The sequence below is a fragment of the Arthrobacter sp. YD2 genome, from assembly GCF_030410475.1.
GTDB lineage: Bacteria > Actinomycetota > Actinomycetes > Actinomycetales > Micrococcaceae > Arthrobacter_B > Arthrobacter_B zhangbolii.
This window is the reverse complement of the sequence record NZ_JAUHHB010000001.1, coordinates 360,419-377,845: the sequence shown is the minus strand read 5'-3', so window position 1 is coordinate 377,845 and position 17,427 is coordinate 360,419. Positions and strand designations below refer to the sequence as shown.

Genomic DNA, 17,427 nt, shown 5'->3' with positions numbered 1-17,427 from the left:
ACTGACGGCAGATTAGACCGTACTGCACATGTTTGGGCCCGAACTGGTCCTGATCCTGGGCATCTGTGTCCTGGCCTGCAACCTGTGGGCGGACCGGCTGCGGACGCCGGCCCCCATTCTGCTGCTGGTGGCCGGGATTCTGCTGGGGTTCTTCCCGGCGCTGCGGGCAGTTCAGCTGCCACCGGAGGCAGTCCTGTTCCTTTTCCTGCCCGCCCTGCTCTATTGGGAAAGCCTGACGACGCCGCTGCGGGACATCCGCCGCTACCAACGCGGAATTGTGCTGATGAGCACCGCACTCGTGGCGGCCACCGCCGCCGCCGTCGCCGTCGTCGTCCACGCACTGGGCCTGCCGTGGGGTCCCGCCTGGGTGCTCGGTGCCGCGATCGCCCCGACGGACGCTACTGCCGTGGGCGCGCTGGCACGGGTGCTGCCGCACCGGAACGTGACCCTGCTGCGGGCCGAATCACTGATTAATGACGGTACCGCCCTGGTGGTCTACGGGGTGGCGGTGTCCCTCACGGTAGGCGCGGAACCGCTGGACGGACTGGAGATTTCCGGAATGTTCCTGCTGGCCTATGCCGGGGGAATTGCTGCCGGTGTCCTGACCGTCTGGGCGGGCATCAAGGTCCGGCGGCGGGTTCGGGACGCCCTGCCGGGTTCCGTGGTGTCCATCCTGACTCCGTTTACCGCGTTTGTCCTGGCGGAACTGATCGGTGCCTCCGGCGTGCTCGCCGTCGTGACCGCGGGGCTTGGCATCAGCCAGTCCGGGCCGGGACTGGTTCCAGCCGCCACCCGGCGCAGCCTCGAGTCCTTCTGGTCACTGTCCACGTTTATGCTCAACGGCGCGCTCTTTGTGCTGGTCGGCATGGAACTGCAGGCCAGTATCCGGGGCATCTCCGGTGTGGGTGAGCTGCTGCGCGGCCTGCTCGCCATGGTGGTGGTGGCCGCAGTGCTGGTAGGGGTGCGGCTGGCGTTCCTGTTCCTGATGACCTCGGCACTGCGGGCGACCTACCGGGGCCCGCTGGCGCCGCGGCCGGAACTGGGCGCACGGGCCAATGTGGTCAGCGCGCTGGCCGGTTTCCGCGGCGCCGTCTCTCTGGCGGCCGTGCTTGCCACACCTACGGTCCTGGCATCCGGGGCGCCCTTCCCGGACCGCGGCTTCATCATTTTCGTGGCCACCGGCGTGATTGTCCTGACCCTGGTGGTCCAGGGACCCCTGCTGCCGGCGGTAGTGCGCTGGGCGGGCCTGCCGGCGGATGCCCACCTGTACCGCAGCGAACGGAAACTGGCCGAAACGGTGGCCTCCTCGGAGGCACTGGCCGCCATGCCGCGGACGGCTGCACACCTCGGCATCAACCGGGACGTGGTGGCCGTCCTGCGGCGCGAGTACCAGCAGCATCTGCGCGTGCTGCGGGCACGCGGGCGCGGTGATGCCGGAACCGATCCGGCCGTCGCGAACCAGGAGCAGTACCGCCGGTTGCGCCTGGCGCTGCTGGGGCAAAAACGGGCCACCGTGATCCGGCTGCGGAACGAGCACCGGATCGATGACACCGTGCTGCGCGAGCTCCAGTTCCAGCTGGATCTGGAGGAGGTGCGGCTGGCACCGCCCGAAGCGCCGGGCTAGTACCGTCCGCCTTCCGGCAGGGGCGCACCGTCCAGGAGTGCCAGATCCTCACCGCTGAGCATCAAGTCCCCGGCAGCAACGTTCTCCCGCAGGTACTTCGGCGTTTTAGTCCCGGGAATGGGAATGACGCGCCGCCCCTGGGCGACCACCCAGGCGAGCGCCACCTGGGCCGGTGTGGCCCCGACCCGTTCGGCAACCTCCCGGACCCGCTGCACAATGGCCAGGTTGGCCTTCAGGTTCTCCTGCTGGAAGCGCGGCAGCCGGCGCCGCATGTCATCGGCCGGCAGCTGGTCAAAGGACGTGAACCGTCCCGTGAGGAAACCGCGGCCCAGCGGGGAGAACGGCAGGAACGCCAGGCCGCGTTCCTCGCAGTAGGGCACGACGTCGGACAACCGGTCACGGGTCCACAGTGAAAGTTCGGACTGCACTGCCGTCACCGGATGCACCGACTGTGCCAGCTCAATCTGCGCCACGTCCGCCTCGGAAATGCCGATGGCGCGGGCTTTGCCGTCACGGACTGTCTGCGCCATGGCCGCCCAGGAGTCCTCCAGCGGTACGTCCGGATCCACACGGTGCAGGATGTAGAGGTCCACGTGGTCCGTGCCCAGCCGGCGCAGGCTGGCATCAATGGAGGCGCGAATGTGTTCCGGACTGCCGTTCTTGACCAGCCCCGGCATGGTCCCGGCCGCCGGCGCCGCAGTGCTGACTTCCAACCCCACTTTGGTGGAGAGGACGGCCCGTTCCCGGTAGCCGTCCTGCAAGGCCCGGCCGACCAGTTCCTCATTGGTATACGGCCCGTACACATCCGCCGTATCGATCAGGGTGGCGCCAAGTTCAATGGCCCCGCGGATCACCGACACGGAGGTTTCCGCATCCCGTGCGGTGTCCATGTCATAGGCGTAGCTCATGCCCATGCAGCCCAGGCCGATGACGCCGACCTCCGGACCTTGGGTTCCCAGTGTGGTGGTGCGCATACGGGCTTCCTTCCGCTTGCTGTTGAATGGACCGGCTATGCGGTCAGACTGACCTCGAGGATCCCGTCCCGGACCCGGGTGGCAAAACGCGGTTGCGGGGCGGTGGCCGGCCCGTGCACCACCTCACCGGAATCCATGGAGAACGTGCTGGCATGCCAGGGGCAGACGATGCACAGCCCGCCTTTTTCCCGCCGCAGTTCCCCTTCATGCAACGGCCCGCCCAAATGGCTGCAGGTGTCTGCGAGGACGGACACGGCCCCATCCGCCGGACCGTCGGTGCGCCGGAGCACCAGCAGGTCCACCTCGCCCAGGCTCGCCCGCTGCGGGGTCCCGGAGGCAAAGGAATCCACCGGACCCAGGGCATGCCATCCGGCCGGCACCTGCTCGGGGAGGTCCTCGTTGCGGTTGACGCCGGCTCCCTGCCGGTAGGACAGGTGGCCGCCCAGGAATCCGCCGGCTCCCGCCGTCGCAAGTCCGGCGAAGGCCAGCCCTTTCCCGAGGCCGTGGTCACCGCGGGCGCGTGCCAGCCAGGACGCGGCATAGAGTACGACGGCGGCGGCGTTGGCGCCCTGATGGACAATGCCGACCCGTTGCTGTTCAGTATCGAGTTCGGAAAAATCAGTCACCCCGGTAAGCGCCGTGGGTACCGCGGAAAGGACCCCGAGTCCCACCAGGGTTTTCGCCGCTGGTTCCGTTCCGGGCAGCAGGTCAAGGGCCGCGGCGGACACCCAGGACCCCAGCGGCACCACTATCAGCAGCGGGTGCAGCGGATGTCCCAGCGGCACCCCGTGCAGTATGTCCTTGGCTTCCGTGGGCAGCAGTGTCCTGACGGTCCGGGCCACCCAGGTGGCGGCCGCGTCCAACCATGAGGCGTTTTCGAGTTTGTCGGCAACGGTGACCAGGGGCAGACGGTTCATGGCTTCTCCTCACGGGGCGTGAACGGTGCCCCACAGAGTAGGCAGCTCCGGCCCGCAGACGCCATACCGCGGTGCCGGGCGGGCGCCCCCGGCCCGCAGAATGCGCGCCGGGGGCGCCGGGTCAGAGACCCTTTCCGGGGTTGAGGATGCCCAGCGGATCCAAAGCGGTCCGGATGGTGTTCATGACCTCCAGGGGAACCGCCCCCACTTCCTCCTCCAACCAGTCCCGCTTAAGCAGCCCGATCCCGTGCTCCCCGGTGAGGGTTCCACCCAGCCGCTTGGCCAGGTGGAACATCTCCCCCAGCGCAACCTTGGCCGGGCCGGTGGTTACCGAGTCCTCGGGATCCATCACGATCATGGGGTGCAGGTTGCCGTCCGAAGCGTGCGCAATGGTGAAGATCCGCACTCCGGTCCGGGCGGAAATATCCTCCAGTCCGGACACCACTTCGGCCAGCCGTCCGCGCGGCACACCAATATCCCCAATGGAGACCCGGCCCAGTTTCTCCAGGGACGGGATGGCTTCGCGGCGGGCCGTCATCAGCGCCGCGGCATGTTCGTCATCGACTGCTTTTTCGCAGCTTCCCAGCGGCGAGACCACATCCATCACCACATCCTGTTCCAGGAAAGCCCCGTACCCGTCGGTCTGCACCAGCAGGAACGCTCCACCCTTGGCGCGGTAATCGGTGCCCATGGCCATGTCCACGGCTTCCAGCGTGGGCCCGTCCATCAGCTCCATCACCGAGGGCTGGATCCGCGCCGCGACGACGGCGGACGCCGCGCGGGCAGCGGCGGTAACATCCGGGAAAAACGCCGCCACGGTGGCTGTGTGCACCGGCTGCGGGCGCAGCCGCAGGGTCGCTTCAACCACAACGCCAAGCGTTCCCTCGGAGCCAATCATCAAGGCGTTCAGGTCATACCCGCTGACACCCTTGATGGTTTCCCGCCCGGTGCGCAGTTCCCGCCCGTCAGCCAGGATCACCCGCAGGGCCAGCACCGATTCACGGGTGACCCCGTATTTGGCGCAGCGCATCCCGCCGGCGTTCGTGGCGATGTTCCCGCCGATGCTGCAGATGGCGGTGCTGGCCGGATCCGGCGCATAGAACAGTCCGTACTCCGCGGCGGCAGCGTTGAGGTCCGCGTTCAGGACACCGGGCTCCACCACGGCCAGCTGTTCCTCCGGATCGATGCGCAGGATCCGGTTCATGCCGGAAACGTCCAGCACCAGTTCACCTGCCCGGGAGGAGGATGCCGCCGCCAGACCGGTGCCTGCACCGCGCGGAACCACCGGGATCCGGTGCAGGCTGGCCAGGCGGAGGGTGTCTACAACATCCTCAACGGACCGGGCCGCAACCACTCCGTCCGGCAGCGTTTCGGGGACAAAGCCGGAACGGTCGGTGCTGACCCGCTGCCGGTCCTCTTCCAGGACGGAGACCGACGGGAAACCGGCCAGGACGGTGCTGCCGGGGGCGGCGACGGCGTCACCAAGTTCCGGGTCAAGGGAATGCGTGCTCACGGGATCTCTCCTTAGGGATCGGGGCTTACTGGGCAGGCGGAGGCGCTCAGGGCACCATCCAGCCGAGAATCGAGGTGGACTGCAGCCAGATCAGGACGGTAATAAACGCCAGCAGTCCCAAGCTCCAGCCAATGAGTTTGCGCAGCAGCGTCCCTTCCGCCCCTTCCAGCCCGACGGCGGCGGAGGCGATGGCGAGGTTCTGCAGCGAGAGCATCTTGCCCATCACGCCGGCTGACGAGTTCGCCGCAGCCATCAGTGTGGGCGAGAGCCCGGTCTCATTGGCTGCCGCCACCTGCAGGGCACCGAAGAGGGAGTTCGAGGAAGTGTCGGAACCGGTCAGCGCCACACCGATCCAGCCCAGAAGCGGTGAGAGCAGCGCAAAAAAGCCGCCGGCGGAGGCCAGGGCAACCCCGAGTGTGGTGGTCTGCCCGGACAGGTTCATTACAAAGGACAGCGCCAGCACGGCGCAGACCGTCAGGATGGTCCAGCGCAGCTGTTTCAGGGTTTCGCCGTAGACGCGGACTCCGCTGCGGGGTGCAATCCGGTACAGGAACATGGTGATGATGCCGGAGAACAGCAGCAGCGTGCCGGTGGCACGGAGGTGGTCAAAGCGCAGGGTCTGGGCCGCCACCGGTTTGCCGTTGGCGCCGGTGACATCCAGGCCCGGCCAGTGGAAGGTAGTGCTGCCGATGCTTGTCAGCCAGGTCTTGATGACCGGAATCTGGGCGAGGGAGAAGACGGCAATGATGATCAGGTACGGGGCAATGGCCATCCAGACCTCACGCCTGGAGGGGCGTGCGCCAGCCGCCTGTCCCCCGCCGCCCGGGGCGGGGTTTCCCGGGGTTCCGGCGTCCGCGCTGCTTCCGCCGCCCGGGTCACCGGCGCTGTCGGCACCGACGGCGGTGGCTCCTCCGCTTGCTCCTCCGGCCCCTGCGGCCCCTGCCCCGGCCCCGGCGCCCCGCGTCGATCCGGTCAGGGTATCCGTTCCGGCCCCGGCCTCGGAAACGGCTGCTTCGGCCTTTTCCGCTTCCCGGGTTTCCCCGGTCATGCCAATAATCTCTGCCGGCTGCCAGACCCGGAGCATCAGCAGGACCGCAATCACCGTCACAACGGCTGCAACAACGTCGGTCAGCTCCACGATGAAGAAGTTTGAGGCCACGAACTGGGCCAGCCCGAAGGCCGCTCCGGCCACCAGTGCCACCGGCCAGGTCTGCCGCAGCCCGCGCTTCCCGTCCACCAGGAACACCAGGATCAGCGGAACCACCAGGGCGATGAAGGGCGTCTGCCGGCCGGTCATGGACGAAAGCTCCTGCAGCGGGATGCCCGTGACACCGTTCAGGGCGATGATGGGTGCCGCCATGGCCCCGAAGGCCACCGGGGCGGTGTTTGCGAGCAGAGCAACAACAGCGGATTTCAGCGGCTTCATGCCGGCAGCCATCAGCATGGCGGCCGCAATGGCCACCGGTGCGCCGAACCCGGCGAGGGATTCGAGCAGGGCGCCGAAACAGAAGGCAATCAGGATGGAGAGGATGCGCAGGTCATCCGAGATGGACCGGATGGTGCGGCCAAGGATTTCGAACCACGGGGTGGCGACAGTGAGTTTGTAAATCCACAGGGCGTTGATGAGGATCCAGAGGATCGGGAAGATCGCGTAGAAGGCGCCCAGGCCGGTTGCCGACAGGACCTGGCCCACCGGCATTTGCCAGCCGACAACCGCCAGGATGATGGACAGTGCCAGGCTGATCAGGGCCGCTTGGTACGCCTTCATCCGGAACACGCCCAGCAGGACGAAAAGGATCAGCAGCGGAAGGGCGGCCAGGATGGCCGAAATGGCCAGGGACCCGGCTACGGGATCGAGCGGTTGCTGGAATGCGGCGGCTACATGCGTCTTCACAAAAACTCCCTTGTTTTTGTTCCCACATCTCTAGGTTTCCTACCGCTTTCCTCCGCGCCGCTCTTCCGGGGCGAACTGTCACAGTGAGGATGGGTCCGACACTAGGCCCGGGTCACCGGCAGGGTCAACGGTTCATGACCCTTGGATCAATAGCCACTCCGGGCAAAAGAAACGTCCCTCCGATTCAGGGTGCGGCCCCGATACCGCATTTAACGAGGCAGCCGCCCGGATTCCCGCCTCAAAGGCGGAAGTCCGGGCGGCTGCCGTCGGAAGTGTGCCAGGCGTACTGCCCGGCCGGCCGAACCTGTCCGGCCGCACGGGCGGGAGTGGTTGGCCGGATGTGACGGGCTAGGCTCGGGCGGCCGGTGCGTCCCGGCGGTCACGGGTCAGGGCCAGGCCCGAACCAATCATGGCAACCGCAAGGAAGGCGTGCAGCCAGTTATCGGCGGTGTTCAGCGGCACGAAGTTGGCCGCGGAGTCGTGGCCGATGAAGAGCCCGTAAAGAAGCAGCAGAGCGTAGACCGCACCGCCCCAGATCAAGTAGTTCCGCGCGGCGCCAACACTGCGGGCAAAGGCGAGGCCGGCAATGCCGAACAGCAGGTGCACAATGTTGTGCAGCACCGAGACCTGGAAGATGCCCAGCAGGAGCGCGCCGGAGTGGTGGCCGGCAAAGGACAGCTGGTCATAGTCGCTGGTGATGCCGGGGATAAAGCCCATCACGCCGACCAGCAGGAATACTACGCCGAAAGCGAGGGCTGCCTTCTGAACATTGGTTCGCCGGGAGGTTGTGGTGGTAGTGCCAGGTTGGACATTGCTCATACCTATCTCTCGTTCGGCCCGCGGGGAAACTGCGGGATGGTTCGGAGATATGGTAAGCATACTTACTGTCTACTCGGCAAACTGCGCAATGGAAATGTTATGGGATCCGTCTGCGCTACTGCCGGGGATCCGGATTGCGCGGTTCATCGCCACCCATATCCGCCGCCCCAAACAGCTTTTCCGCGGGTGAATTAGTACCTTCGTTGGCCCGCGGCATCAGCTCCGGATGGTGCAGGTCCAGTGCCGGACGCTCCGAGCGGATACGGGGCAGCGAGGTGAAATTGTGGCGCGGCGGCGGGCAGGACGTGGCCCATTCAAGGGATCCCCCGAAGCCCCACGGGTCATCCACTTCCACTTTTTTGCCGTGGCGCCAGGTGATGTACACGTTCCAGAAGAACGGAATCATGGACAGGGCAAGGATGCCGGAACCGATGGTGGACAGCTGGTTCATGCCGGTGAAGTTGTCCTCCACCAAATAGTCCGCGTAGCGGCGCGGCATGCCCAGCACGCCCAGCCAGTGCTGGATCAGGAAGGTTGTGTGGAAGCCGATGAACAATAGCCAGAAGTGGATTTTGCCCAGGCGTTCATTGAGCATCTTGCCGGTCCACTTGGGCCACCAGAAGTAGAAGCCGGCGAACATTGCGAAGACCACGGTTCCGAAGATGACGTAGTGGAAGTGCGCCACCACGAAGTAGGTGTCCGAAACGTGGAAGTCCAACGGCGGTGCCGACAGGATGATGCCGGTCAGGCCGCCGAACAGGAAGGTAATCAGGAAGCCGATGCTCCAGAGCATCGGCGTCTCAAAGGTGATGGATCCCCGCCACATGGTGCCGATCCAGTTGAAGAACTTCACGCCGGTGGGCACCGCGATGAGCATGGTCATAAAGGCGAAGAACGGCAGCAGCACGGATCCGGTGACGTACATGTGGTGTGCCCATACGGTCATGGACAGGGCAGCGATGGCAATGGTGGCAAACACCAGCCCCTTGTAACCGAAGATCGATTTGCGGCTGAAGACAGGCAGGATCTCGGAGATGATGCCGAAGAACGGCAGCGCAATGATGTACACCTCAGGGTGCCCGAAGAACCAGAACAGGTGCTGCCACAGGATCGAGCCGCCGCGTTCCGGATTGTAGATGTCGGCGCCGAACCGGCGGTCGGCACCGAGGGCGAACAGGGCTGCGGCCAGCGGCGGGAACGCCATCAGGATCAGGATGGCGGTGACCAGGGTGTTCCAGGTGAAGATCGGCATCCGCCACATGGTCATGCCCGGGGCTCGCAGGCAGATGATGGTGGTGACGAAGTTGACCGCACCCAGGATGGTGCCGAAGCCGGACAACGCCAGCCCAAAGACCCACAGATCCCCGCCGAGGCCGGGGCTGAATGCTGTGTTGGAAAGCGGGGTATAGGCGGTCCAGCCGAAGGAGGCCGCTCCCTGGGGCAGGATGAACCCGGCGAGCGCAATGGTGCTGCCGAAGAGGAAGAACCAGAAGGCCAGGGCGTTCAGCCGGGGGAACGCCACATCGGGGGCGCCGATCTGCAGCGGCATGATGGCGTTCGCAAACCCGGCGAACAGCGGGGTGGCGAACATCAGCAGCATGGCTGTGCCGTGCATGGTGAAGAGCTGGTTGTACTGTTCCTTGGTCTGCAGGATCTGCATGCCCGGTTCAAAGAGTTCCATGCGGATGATCAGTGCCATCACGCCCGCGAGGCAGAAAAAAGTGAATGAGGCGATCAGGTACATGTACCCGATGGTTTTGTGGTCTGTGGAGGTGATCCAGTTGACGACGATGCGCCCTTTGGAAACCGGAACAACCCGGGGCGCAACATAGGTGCCGTCCGGTTCCGCGGTGTATTTCACTGTCGACATGGATCTATCCCCATCAGCCGTTGGGTACTGCCCTGCCAGAAACGTTTCAGACCGTGTGCTTCGTATCGTAGGGCGGCCGCGGGCTGCCCGCCAGACCCCCGGCCCTTCGGGACGGCTCCGCGCAGCCAATGGCTTCACGGGTTTTCACCGCGGGCAGGGAACAGGCGGAAGGTCCCGGTGGTGCACCGCCTGCGGACGGCAGGGCAGAATCAAGTCATGGACAAGGACACGCACAACATCCCACCAGGTGCCGCTGGCGCCACGCCCCGCACCGCTGTGGTTACCGGCGCCGGATCCGGTATTGGGCGGGCAACCGCGCAGGCGTTCCTGGCGGCAGGCTACCGGGTGGTGCTTGCGGGCCGGCGCGAGGCCGAGCTGCAGGAAACTGCTGCCGGCCACCCGGAAGCGCTGGTGGTGCCCACCGACGTCACCGTGCCCGACGACGTCGAACGGCTGTTCGCTGCCGCCGCCGGAACCTTCGGGCGGGTGGACGTGCTGTTCAACAATGCCGGGGTCTTCGGGCCCACCGGCAGCATTGACGAACTGAGCATTGAGGATTGGAACCGGACCCTGGCGGTCAATGTCACGGGCACCATGCTGTGCGCCGCCGTGGCGGTACGGCACATGAAGGCACAGACACCCCGTGGCGGACGGATCATCAATAACGGTTCCATCTCCGCCCACACTCCCCGGCCGCTCTCCGCGGCGTACACCGCCACGAAGCACGCCGTGACCGGACTAACGAAGTCCATCGATCTGGACGGCAGGCCCTACGGCATCACCTGCGGGCAGATCGACATCGGCAACGCCGCCACCGAACTGCTCAGTGGGATCAGCAGCGGCCAGGGCGCACTTCAGGCCAACGGCACCACATCGGTGGAGCCGTCATTCCCGGTGGAGGAAGCGGCCGCGGCGGTGCTCTTTATGGCGTCGGCACCCGCCTCCGCGAACGTCCGTTCCCTGGTGGTTACGGCGTCGGGGATGCCGTTCGGCGGCCGCGGCTAAGCGAATCAGTCTTTGCGGGCTTTCCGTGTTTCGCTCGCGTTGGCCTTTTGCAGGGCGTCCACCAGTTCGTCCTTGGTCATCTTGGAACGGCCGGAGATGTCCAGCTTGGAGGCCAGCTCGTAGAGGTGTTCCTTGGAGGCGTTGGCATCCACACCGCCTGCCGTGTTTTTGGAGGATCCCCGTCCTTCGGCCGCCCTGGCATCAGAGGGGCCTTTCCCTTCCTTTTCCTCCCAGTGGTCGCCCACCTTTTCATGGGTGTGCTTCAGCGAGGCGTAGGCAGTACGCGCGGCCCGCTCGGCGTCGTCGTACTCCTCCATGGCGGAGTCATACGTCTTTGCGAACGTGTCCTGCGCCTTTTTGTCCGAGCGCTGCAGAGTCGAGGGCAGTTCGTCCTTGATCGGTGAACCACTCTTGCCGGTCTTAGGCATTTCGGGCCTCCTTGTCCTTCGGGTGGCTGTTTCCGTGTGTCATGCCGTTCCTTCCGGTCCGTCGCTGCCAGGGGTTCTTCCGGTTTTACCACCGGAGAATCGGACGCCTCAAGCCTCTGCACGCGGCTCGCCCCGAACATTTCAGGCGTTGGCCTGGGCCTCTTTGATGTCCTCTTCATCGATGCCGAGCACCTCCAGCTTGCCGCTCCGGCGGTCCGCCAGGTACTGCTTCATTTCCCGCTTGATCACCGGCAGGAGGAGGTAAACACCCAGCAGGTTCACAAAGGCGCAGACAAACAGCGCGGCGTCGGCGAAGCTGATGACCTGGCTGAAGGACAGCACGCACCCGGCCACGGTGAACGTCAGGAAGATGACCTTGTAGGTGACTTCCCGGCGACGCCCGCGGCCAAAAAGGTACTCCCAGGATTTGAGTCCGTAGTAGGACCAGGTGATCAGGGTGGAGTAGGCGAACAGGGCCACCGCTATGGAGAGGACAACAGGGAACCACGGCAGCGCGGTGGCGAAGGCGTCCGAGGTGAGGATGACGCCGTCGGGAGCATCGCCACCGCCCTGCACCTGGTCAATTCCGGCCTGCAGGCTGGGAGTCGAGGCCATGATGATGGTCAGGGCGGTCATGGTGCAGATAAGGACCGTATCCACCAGCGGCTCGAACATGGCCACGAAGCCCTCACTGACCGGGCGGCGGGTTTTGACCGCCGAGTGCGCGATGGCCGCGGATCCGACGCCCGCCTCGTTGGAGAAGGACGCGCGCTGGAAGCCGACAATCATGACGCCGATGATGCCGCCGGCGAAACCTTCGGGACGGAAAGCACCCTCGAAGATGGCCCCAAACGCCGCCGGCACATTCTCGATATTCACAATGATGACGAACAGGCACGCCAGGATGTAGACCGCACTCATGGCGGGGACCAGCTTGGAGGTGGTGGCACCGATGGACTTGATGCCGCCCAGGATCACCACCGCCACCAGGGCGGCCAGGATCAGGCCGAAGATCAAGGCTCCGCCCGCGCTGCCCAGGAGCCCGTCATCACCCCCGGTGACATTCTGGATCTGCGCGAAAGTCTGGTTGGCCTGGAACATATTGCCGCCGGCGATACCGAAGATCAGGATGGCCACGGCAAACACGCCGGTCAGGATCTTGGCCGGCCAGCTGCCGAAGCGGGCGAACGCCACCGGCAGGTATTTGAACGGCCCACCGCTGATGGAGCCGTCGGCATGCACTTCGCGGTATTTCACGCCCAGTGTGCATTCGGCGAACTTCGTTGCCATGCCCAGCAGGCCGGCCAGGATCATCCAGAGGGTTGCTCCCGGCCCGCCCAGGGCCATGGCCGCGCCAACGCCGGCAATGTTGCCCAGGCCCACGGTGCCGGACAGCGCCGAAGTCAGTGCCTGGAAATGCGGCACTTCCCCGGGGTCCTCTTTCGAGGAGAACTTCCCGCGGACCACTTCCACCGCCACTTTTAGCCCGCGGAACTGGATGAAGCCGAAATAGATGCTGAAGACTATGCCTGCCACGATCAGCCAGGCGACCACCACGGGAAAGCTGAAGTCACCGATGCTGACCGGAAAAAACACGATCGCCGAGAAAACCGCGGTAATCGGTTCGAAGAAGGAATTGACGGCGGCATCCACAGACCCGAGCCATCCGACTTCCTCCGACGCCGGAGCCATGGGAACTGCCCGTGCTGCACTCATCAATCGAACCTCGGTTTTCAGTAAGCATGCTGTCGAAGGGACACCATAGCCTTACTTAAAACACGGATGTTAGACAAATCACATCAGCCGGACGCAGCGCGCAGCGGTCAGCACTCCACGACGTTGACGGCCAGTCCGCCGAGGGCGGTTTCCTTGTACTTCGAACTCATGTCGCGGCCGGTTTCGCGCATGGTCACAATAACTTCGTCCAGCGAAACACGGTGGTCGCCGTCGCCCCAGAGCGCCATCTTTGCCGCGTTCACGGCCTTGGCCGCTCCGATGGCGTTGCGTTCGATGCAGGGCACCTGGACGAGTCCGCCAATCGGGTCACAGGTCAGGCCCAGGTTGTGTTCCATGGCGATTTCGGCGGCATTTTCCACCTGCTCCGGACTGCCGCCGAGGATTTCGGCCAGACCGGCTGCCGCCATGGACGACGCCGAGCCCACCTCGCCCTGGCACCCCACCTCAGCACCGGAGATGGAGGCCTGCTCCTTGTACAGCACGCCCACGGCACCCGCTGCGAGCAGGAACCGGACCACCACGTCGTCGCGCTGTTCGGGCGTGGCGCTGTCCATGCCGGGACCGTAGTGGGTGGCGTAGAACATTACCGCGGGAATGATGCCTGCGGCACCGTTGGTGGGTGCGGTGACTACCCGGCCGCCGGAGGCGTTTTCCTCGTTCACGGCCAGCGCCACCAGATTCACCCATTCCTGCCAGAACTTCGGATCCCGGTTGGGATCCTCGGCCCGCAAGCGGGTGTGCCAGCCGGGGGCACGACGGCGGACCTTCAGCCCGCCGGGGAGCAGGCCCGTGCGGCGGATCGCGGAGTTTTTGCACTCCTCCATGACGTCGCGGATGTGCAGCAGGCCGGCACGGATGTCCTCTTCGCTCCGGGCGGCCTTCTCATTGGCCAGCATGACTTCGCTGATGCTCAGGCCGTTTTCGGTACAGTGCCGCAGCAGCCCGGCAGCGGTGCGGAACGGATACGGCAGCTCGGACTTGCTGGCTTCCAGTTCCAGGGCCGCTGCCCGTTCCTCGCCCTCGCGGACAATGAACCCGCCGCCCACGGAGAAGAATGTTTCGGCGTGCAGCACTGATCCGTCTCCGGCCAGGGCCGCGAACTTCATGCCGTTGGTGTGCCGGGGCAGCACCGTCAGGGGGTGCAGGACAATATCCGCCTCGCCGTATTCCAGCGGGCGGGCGACGGCGCCGGGCACTTCGCTGCAGAGCTGCAGTTTCCGGGTGGCCTCGATGTCGGCGAGCCGCTCCTCCACTTGTTCCGGCAGGATCAGTTCGGGGGCGAAGCCTTCCAGTCCCAGCAGCACGGCCGTCATGGTGCCGTGGCCGCGGCCGGTCGCCGCGAGGGACCCGTACAGGTCCACGCGGAGGCCGGCCACGGAATCCAGGATGCCGGCGTCCACCAGTTCGGCCGCGAACACGGCAGCGGCACGCATCGGACCCACGGTATGCGAGCTCGACGGGCCGATGCCCACGGTAAACAGATCAAAAACGCCGACAGCCATCGGGTGTCCTAACGGTGTGCTGCCGCCGGGGCCGCGGAGAGATCCGCGACATCGGTGTACAGCGGGTGGGATTCAGCCAGGGCGGTGACGCGGTTGCGCAGCGGCGCCAGATCGGCGTCGTCGGCCGCAATCAGCGCCTGCGCGATGATGTCCGCAACCTCGCGGAACGCGTCCTCGTCGAAGCCGCGGGTGGCCAGGGCGGGGGTACCGATCCGCAGGCCCGACGTCACCATCGGCGGACGCGGGTCGAAGGGCACCGCGTTCCGGTTCACGGTGATGTCGATCTGCGCCAGCCGGTCTTCGGCTTCCTGCCCGTTGAGGGAGGCATTGCGCAGGTCCACGAGCACCAGGTGCACGTCCGTGCCGCCGGAGACCACCGAGATCCCGGCAGCAGCGACGTCGTCGGCCAGCAGGCGCTCGGCGAGGATCCGCGCACCGGCGAGCGTACGTTCCTGGCGCTCACGGAATTCCGGCGTGGCGGCGATCTTGAAGGCGGTCGCCTTGCCGGCAATAACGTGTTCCAGCGGCCCGCCCTGCTGGCCCGGGAACACTGCGGAATTGATCTTCTTGGCAATGTCCGCGTCATTGGAGAGGATGATGCCGCCGCGCGGACCCGCGAGGGTCTTGTGCGTGGTGGTGGTGACCACATGGGCGTGCGGAACCGGGCTGGGATGCAGTCCGGCGGCCACCAGGCCGGCGAAGTGGGCCATGTCCACCATCAGGTAGGCGCCGACCTCGTCGGCGATGCGGCGGAACGCCTCAAAGTCCAGCTGCCGGGCGTACGCGGACCAGCCGGCGACGATCAGCTTCGGCCGATGCTCACGGGCCAGGCGGGCGACGTCGTCCATGTTCACGGTGTGGGTCGTTTCGTCCACGCCGTAGGGAACGATGTTGTAGAGCCGGCCGGAGAAGTTGATCTTCATCCCGTGGGTCAGGTGGCCGCCGTCGGCCAGGGAAAGCCCCAGCACGGTGTCGCCCGGCCGGATCAGCGCATGCATCACCGAGGCGTTGGCCTGCGCACCGGAGTGCGGCTGTACGTTGGCGAAGTTCGCGCCGAAGAGTTCCTTGGCACGGTCGATGGCCAGCTGCTCAATGACGTCCACGTATTCGCAGCCGCCGTAGTAGCGGCGGCCCGGGTAACCCTCGGCGTACTTGTTGGTCAGCACCGAACCCTGCGCCTGCATGATGGCCACGGCGGTGTGGTTCTCCGAGGCGATCATCTCCAGGCCCTGCTGCTGGCGGCGCCTCTCGTTGTCGATCTGCTCGGCTACCTCGGGATCAACCTCGGCCAGCGGGGAATTGAGGAAATCGCTCACAGCTCGCCGCCGTTCTTCTCGGCGTACTCCTCAGCGCTAAGCAGCTCACCCTCGGCGGTGGCGTTCACCGTGAACAGCCAGCCGGCGCCGTACGGGTCCTCGTTCAGCAGAACCGGGTTGTCGATGGCTTCCTGGTTGATTTCCACGATTTCGCCGGATACCGGAGCGTAGAGGTCCGAAACGGACTTCGTGGACTCGACCTCGCCGCAGGTCTCGCCGGCGGTGACCGTGTCGCCAACGGCGGGCAGGTCAACGTAGACCACATCGCCCAGGGCGTCGGCGGCGACGGCGGAAATGCCGACGCGGACGGGGCTGGAGGAGTCGACCCACTCGTGTTCGGCGGAGTAGCGGAGTCCTGCGTTTACTTTGCTCATCTGTTTGCCTTTCGAAGCTTTTTGTCGGGCTGTTCGTTTAGTCCAAAGTCTAGGCCGGGGCGCCGAAAGCGCGGCATTCTGCCGCCCTTAGCGTTCCAGATCCTGCCCTCCTCCTCGCAAGCTCGGAGAGGGAACCCTGGATCTTTCACTTCCTCGTCGTTCCTCGCTCGGCGATGCGGGCTACACAGAATGCCCCGCGTCCGACGTGTTCGTCCCGCCTAACTATGCTCACACCCACGTACCCACACGAGAGGCTCGCAAGAAGGTGACCGACAGCGGGCCCTCCGTCGCCGGCGTCACGAGAATCTTTTGTTTTTGGTTTACCGCTTCTCGCGCTTATAGAACGGAAGGCCAACAACCTCGAACTGCTCGGGCTTGCCGCGGAGGTCCACGTCCAGGAGGGTGCCGGGTTCGGTGTAGGCGGCATCAACGTAGGCCAGGGCAATCGGGAAGCCGAGGGTGGGGCTGGGAGCGCCGGAGGTGACTTCGCCGATCGTCTCCCCGTCCTTCAGGACCGGGTAGGAGCTGCGGGCCGAACGGCGGCCGGAGCCCTTCAGGCCCACGAGCTTCCGGGCCGGGCCGGTTTCCTTCCGGGCTTCGAGAGCAGCGCGGCCCACAAAGTCGCCCTCCTTGGACAGGGCCACCACCGGGCCGAGGCCTGCGGCGTAGGGGTCGGTGTCCAGGGTGAGCTCGTTGCCGTAGAGCGGCATGCCGGCTTCCAGCCGCAGGGAGTCGCGGCAGGCCAGGCCGGCCGGGATCAGGCCCGAGTCCGCGCCGGCGGCGAGCAGCGCGTCCCAGAGGGCCGCGGCGTCGTCGTTGGGCACGTAGATTTCAAAGCCGTCCTCGCCGGTGTAGCCGGTGCGGGCCACGAGCAGGTTCAGCGTCCGCTCCCCCGCAGTGACATCCACCGTGTCCGCGGCGTAGTACTTCATGCCGGTGACGGCTTCGTGCTGCGTTCCGGGCACGAGTTCCAGCAGGATGGCCTCGGCTGCCGGGCCCTGCACTGCCACCAGTGAGGTTTCGGTGGACACGTTGGTCACCGTGACGTCGAAGCCCTCGGCGCGGGCGGCCAGTTCAGCGGCCACCGTGTCCGCATTGCCGGCGTTGGGGACCACGAGGAACGAGTCCTCTGCCAGCCGGTAGCTGATCAGGTCATCAATGATCCCGCCGTCAGTGGTGGTGATCAGCGAGTACTTGGCACGGCCCGGCTTCACGGCGGAGAGCCTGCCCACCAGTGCGTAGTCCAGGAACGCCCCGGCGTCGGGGCCGGAGACCTCCACTTCACCCATGTGGGAGAGGTCGAACAGGCCTGCGGCGCTGCGCACGGCCTTATGTTCGGCCAGCTCGGAGCTGTACTTGAGCGGCATCTGCCAGCCACCGAAGTCGGTGAAGGAGGCGCCCAGCTGTTTGTGCGCCTCATAGAGCGCGGTGTATTTCTCAGTCACTGGAATAAC

14 protein-coding genes are annotated in these 17,427 nt (G+C 65.8%); 2 read left to right on the top strand and 12 right to left on the bottom strand.

Annotated elements, in window-relative coordinates:
* Window positions 1-28 precede the first annotated feature (28 nt).
* Window positions 29-1,624: a Na+/H+ antiporter gene (locus QWJ37_RS01885; protein ID WP_290243660.1), complete on the top strand. Its 1,596-nt coding sequence runs from the start codon at window positions 29-31 to the stop codon at window positions 1,622-1,624.
* Here QWJ37_RS01885 and QWJ37_RS01880 read toward each other — a convergent pair.
* The 6 genes from QWJ37_RS01880 to ctaD all read right to left on the bottom strand — a co-directional run bounded on the left by QWJ37_RS01880 (window position 1,621) and on the right by ctaD (window position 9,611).
* Window positions 1,621-2,598 (bottom strand): aldo/keto reductase, encoded by a 978-nt coding sequence (locus QWJ37_RS01880; protein ID WP_290243658.1) that lies wholly within the window; start codon window positions 2,596-2,598, stop codon window positions 1,621-1,623. The genes QWJ37_RS01885 and QWJ37_RS01880 overlap by 4 nt on opposite strands.
* A gap of 35 nt (window positions 2,599-2,633) precedes the next feature.
* Complete coding sequence (locus QWJ37_RS01875) at window positions 2,634-3,515, bottom strand: Rieske (2Fe-2S) protein (RefSeq protein ID WP_290243656.1); 882 nt, start codon at window positions 3,513-3,515, stop codon at window positions 2,634-2,636.
* 121 nt (window positions 3,516-3,636) lie between these two features.
* Window positions 3,637-5,028 carry an FAD-linked oxidase C-terminal domain-containing protein gene (locus QWJ37_RS01870; protein WP_227928278.1) on the bottom strand — a complete coding sequence of 464 codons (1,392 nt, stop codon included), beginning with the start codon at window positions 5,026-5,028 and terminating at the stop codon, window positions 3,637-3,639.
* Between the two features lie 46 nt (window positions 5,029-5,074).
* Complete coding sequence (locus tag QWJ37_RS01865) at window positions 5,075-6,922, bottom strand: L-lactate permease (protein WP_290243652.1); 1,848 nt, start codon at window positions 6,920-6,922, stop codon at window positions 5,075-5,077.
* Window positions 6,923-7,270: 348 nt separating this feature from the next.
* Window positions 7,271-7,741, bottom strand: coding sequence for a DUF4383 domain-containing protein (locus QWJ37_RS01860; protein ID WP_290243651.1), 471 nt, complete (start codon window positions 7,739-7,741; stop codon window positions 7,271-7,273).
* 115 nt (window positions 7,742-7,856) lie between these two features.
* Window positions 7,857-9,611 (bottom strand): cytochrome c oxidase subunit I, encoded by a 1,755-nt coding sequence (gene ctaD, locus QWJ37_RS01855; protein ID WP_290243649.1) that lies wholly within the window; start codon window positions 9,609-9,611, stop codon window positions 7,857-7,859.
* 216 nt (window positions 9,612-9,827) lie between these two features.
* Here ctaD and QWJ37_RS01850 point away from each other — a divergent pair, with 216 nt between their 5' ends.
* Entirely contained in the window at window positions 9,828-10,616 is a 789-nt protein-coding gene (locus QWJ37_RS01850) for an SDR family oxidoreductase (RefSeq protein WP_290243647.1), read from the top strand.
* Between the two features lie 5 nt (window positions 10,617-10,621).
* Here the strand turns inward: QWJ37_RS01850 and QWJ37_RS01845 are convergent, their stop codons facing one another.
* The 6 genes from QWJ37_RS01845 to gcvT form a co-directional block, all read right to left on the bottom strand.
* On the bottom strand, window positions 10,622-11,044 hold the full coding sequence (locus QWJ37_RS01845; RefSeq protein WP_290243645.1) for a ChaB family protein: 423 nt from the start codon (window positions 11,042-11,044) through the stop codon (window positions 10,622-10,624).
* Between the two features lie 141 nt (window positions 11,045-11,185).
* Complete coding sequence (locus QWJ37_RS01840) at window positions 11,186-12,760, bottom strand: alanine/glycine:cation symporter family protein (RefSeq protein WP_290243643.1); 1,575 nt, start codon at window positions 12,758-12,760, stop codon at window positions 11,186-11,188.
* A 107-nt stretch (window positions 12,761-12,867) separates the two neighbouring features.
* Complete coding sequence (locus QWJ37_RS01835) at window positions 12,868-14,283, bottom strand: L-serine ammonia-lyase (RefSeq protein ID WP_290243641.1); 1,416 nt, start codon at window positions 14,281-14,283, stop codon at window positions 12,868-12,870.
* An 8-nt stretch (window positions 14,284-14,291) separates the two neighbouring features.
* The gene (gene glyA, locus QWJ37_RS01830; protein ID WP_290243639.1) at window positions 14,292-15,599 is read right to left on the bottom strand and encodes a serine hydroxymethyltransferase; all 1,308 of its coding nucleotides are present in this window, start codon (window positions 15,597-15,599) and stop codon (window positions 14,292-14,294) included.
* Window positions 15,596-15,973 carry a glycine cleavage system protein GcvH gene (gcvH, locus tag QWJ37_RS01825; RefSeq protein WP_290243637.1) on the bottom strand — a complete coding sequence of 126 codons (378 nt, stop codon included), beginning with the start codon at window positions 15,971-15,973 and terminating at the stop codon, window positions 15,596-15,598. Before gcvH ends, glyA begins: the two co-directional genes overlap by 4 nt.
* Before the next feature lie 320 nt (window positions 15,974-16,293).
* Window positions 16,294-17,418 carry a glycine cleavage system aminomethyltransferase GcvT gene (gcvT, locus tag QWJ37_RS01820; protein ID WP_290243636.1) on the bottom strand — a complete coding sequence of 375 codons (1,125 nt, stop codon included), beginning with the start codon at window positions 17,416-17,418 and terminating at the stop codon, window positions 16,294-16,296.
* Window positions 17,419-17,427: the final 9 nt, after the last annotated feature.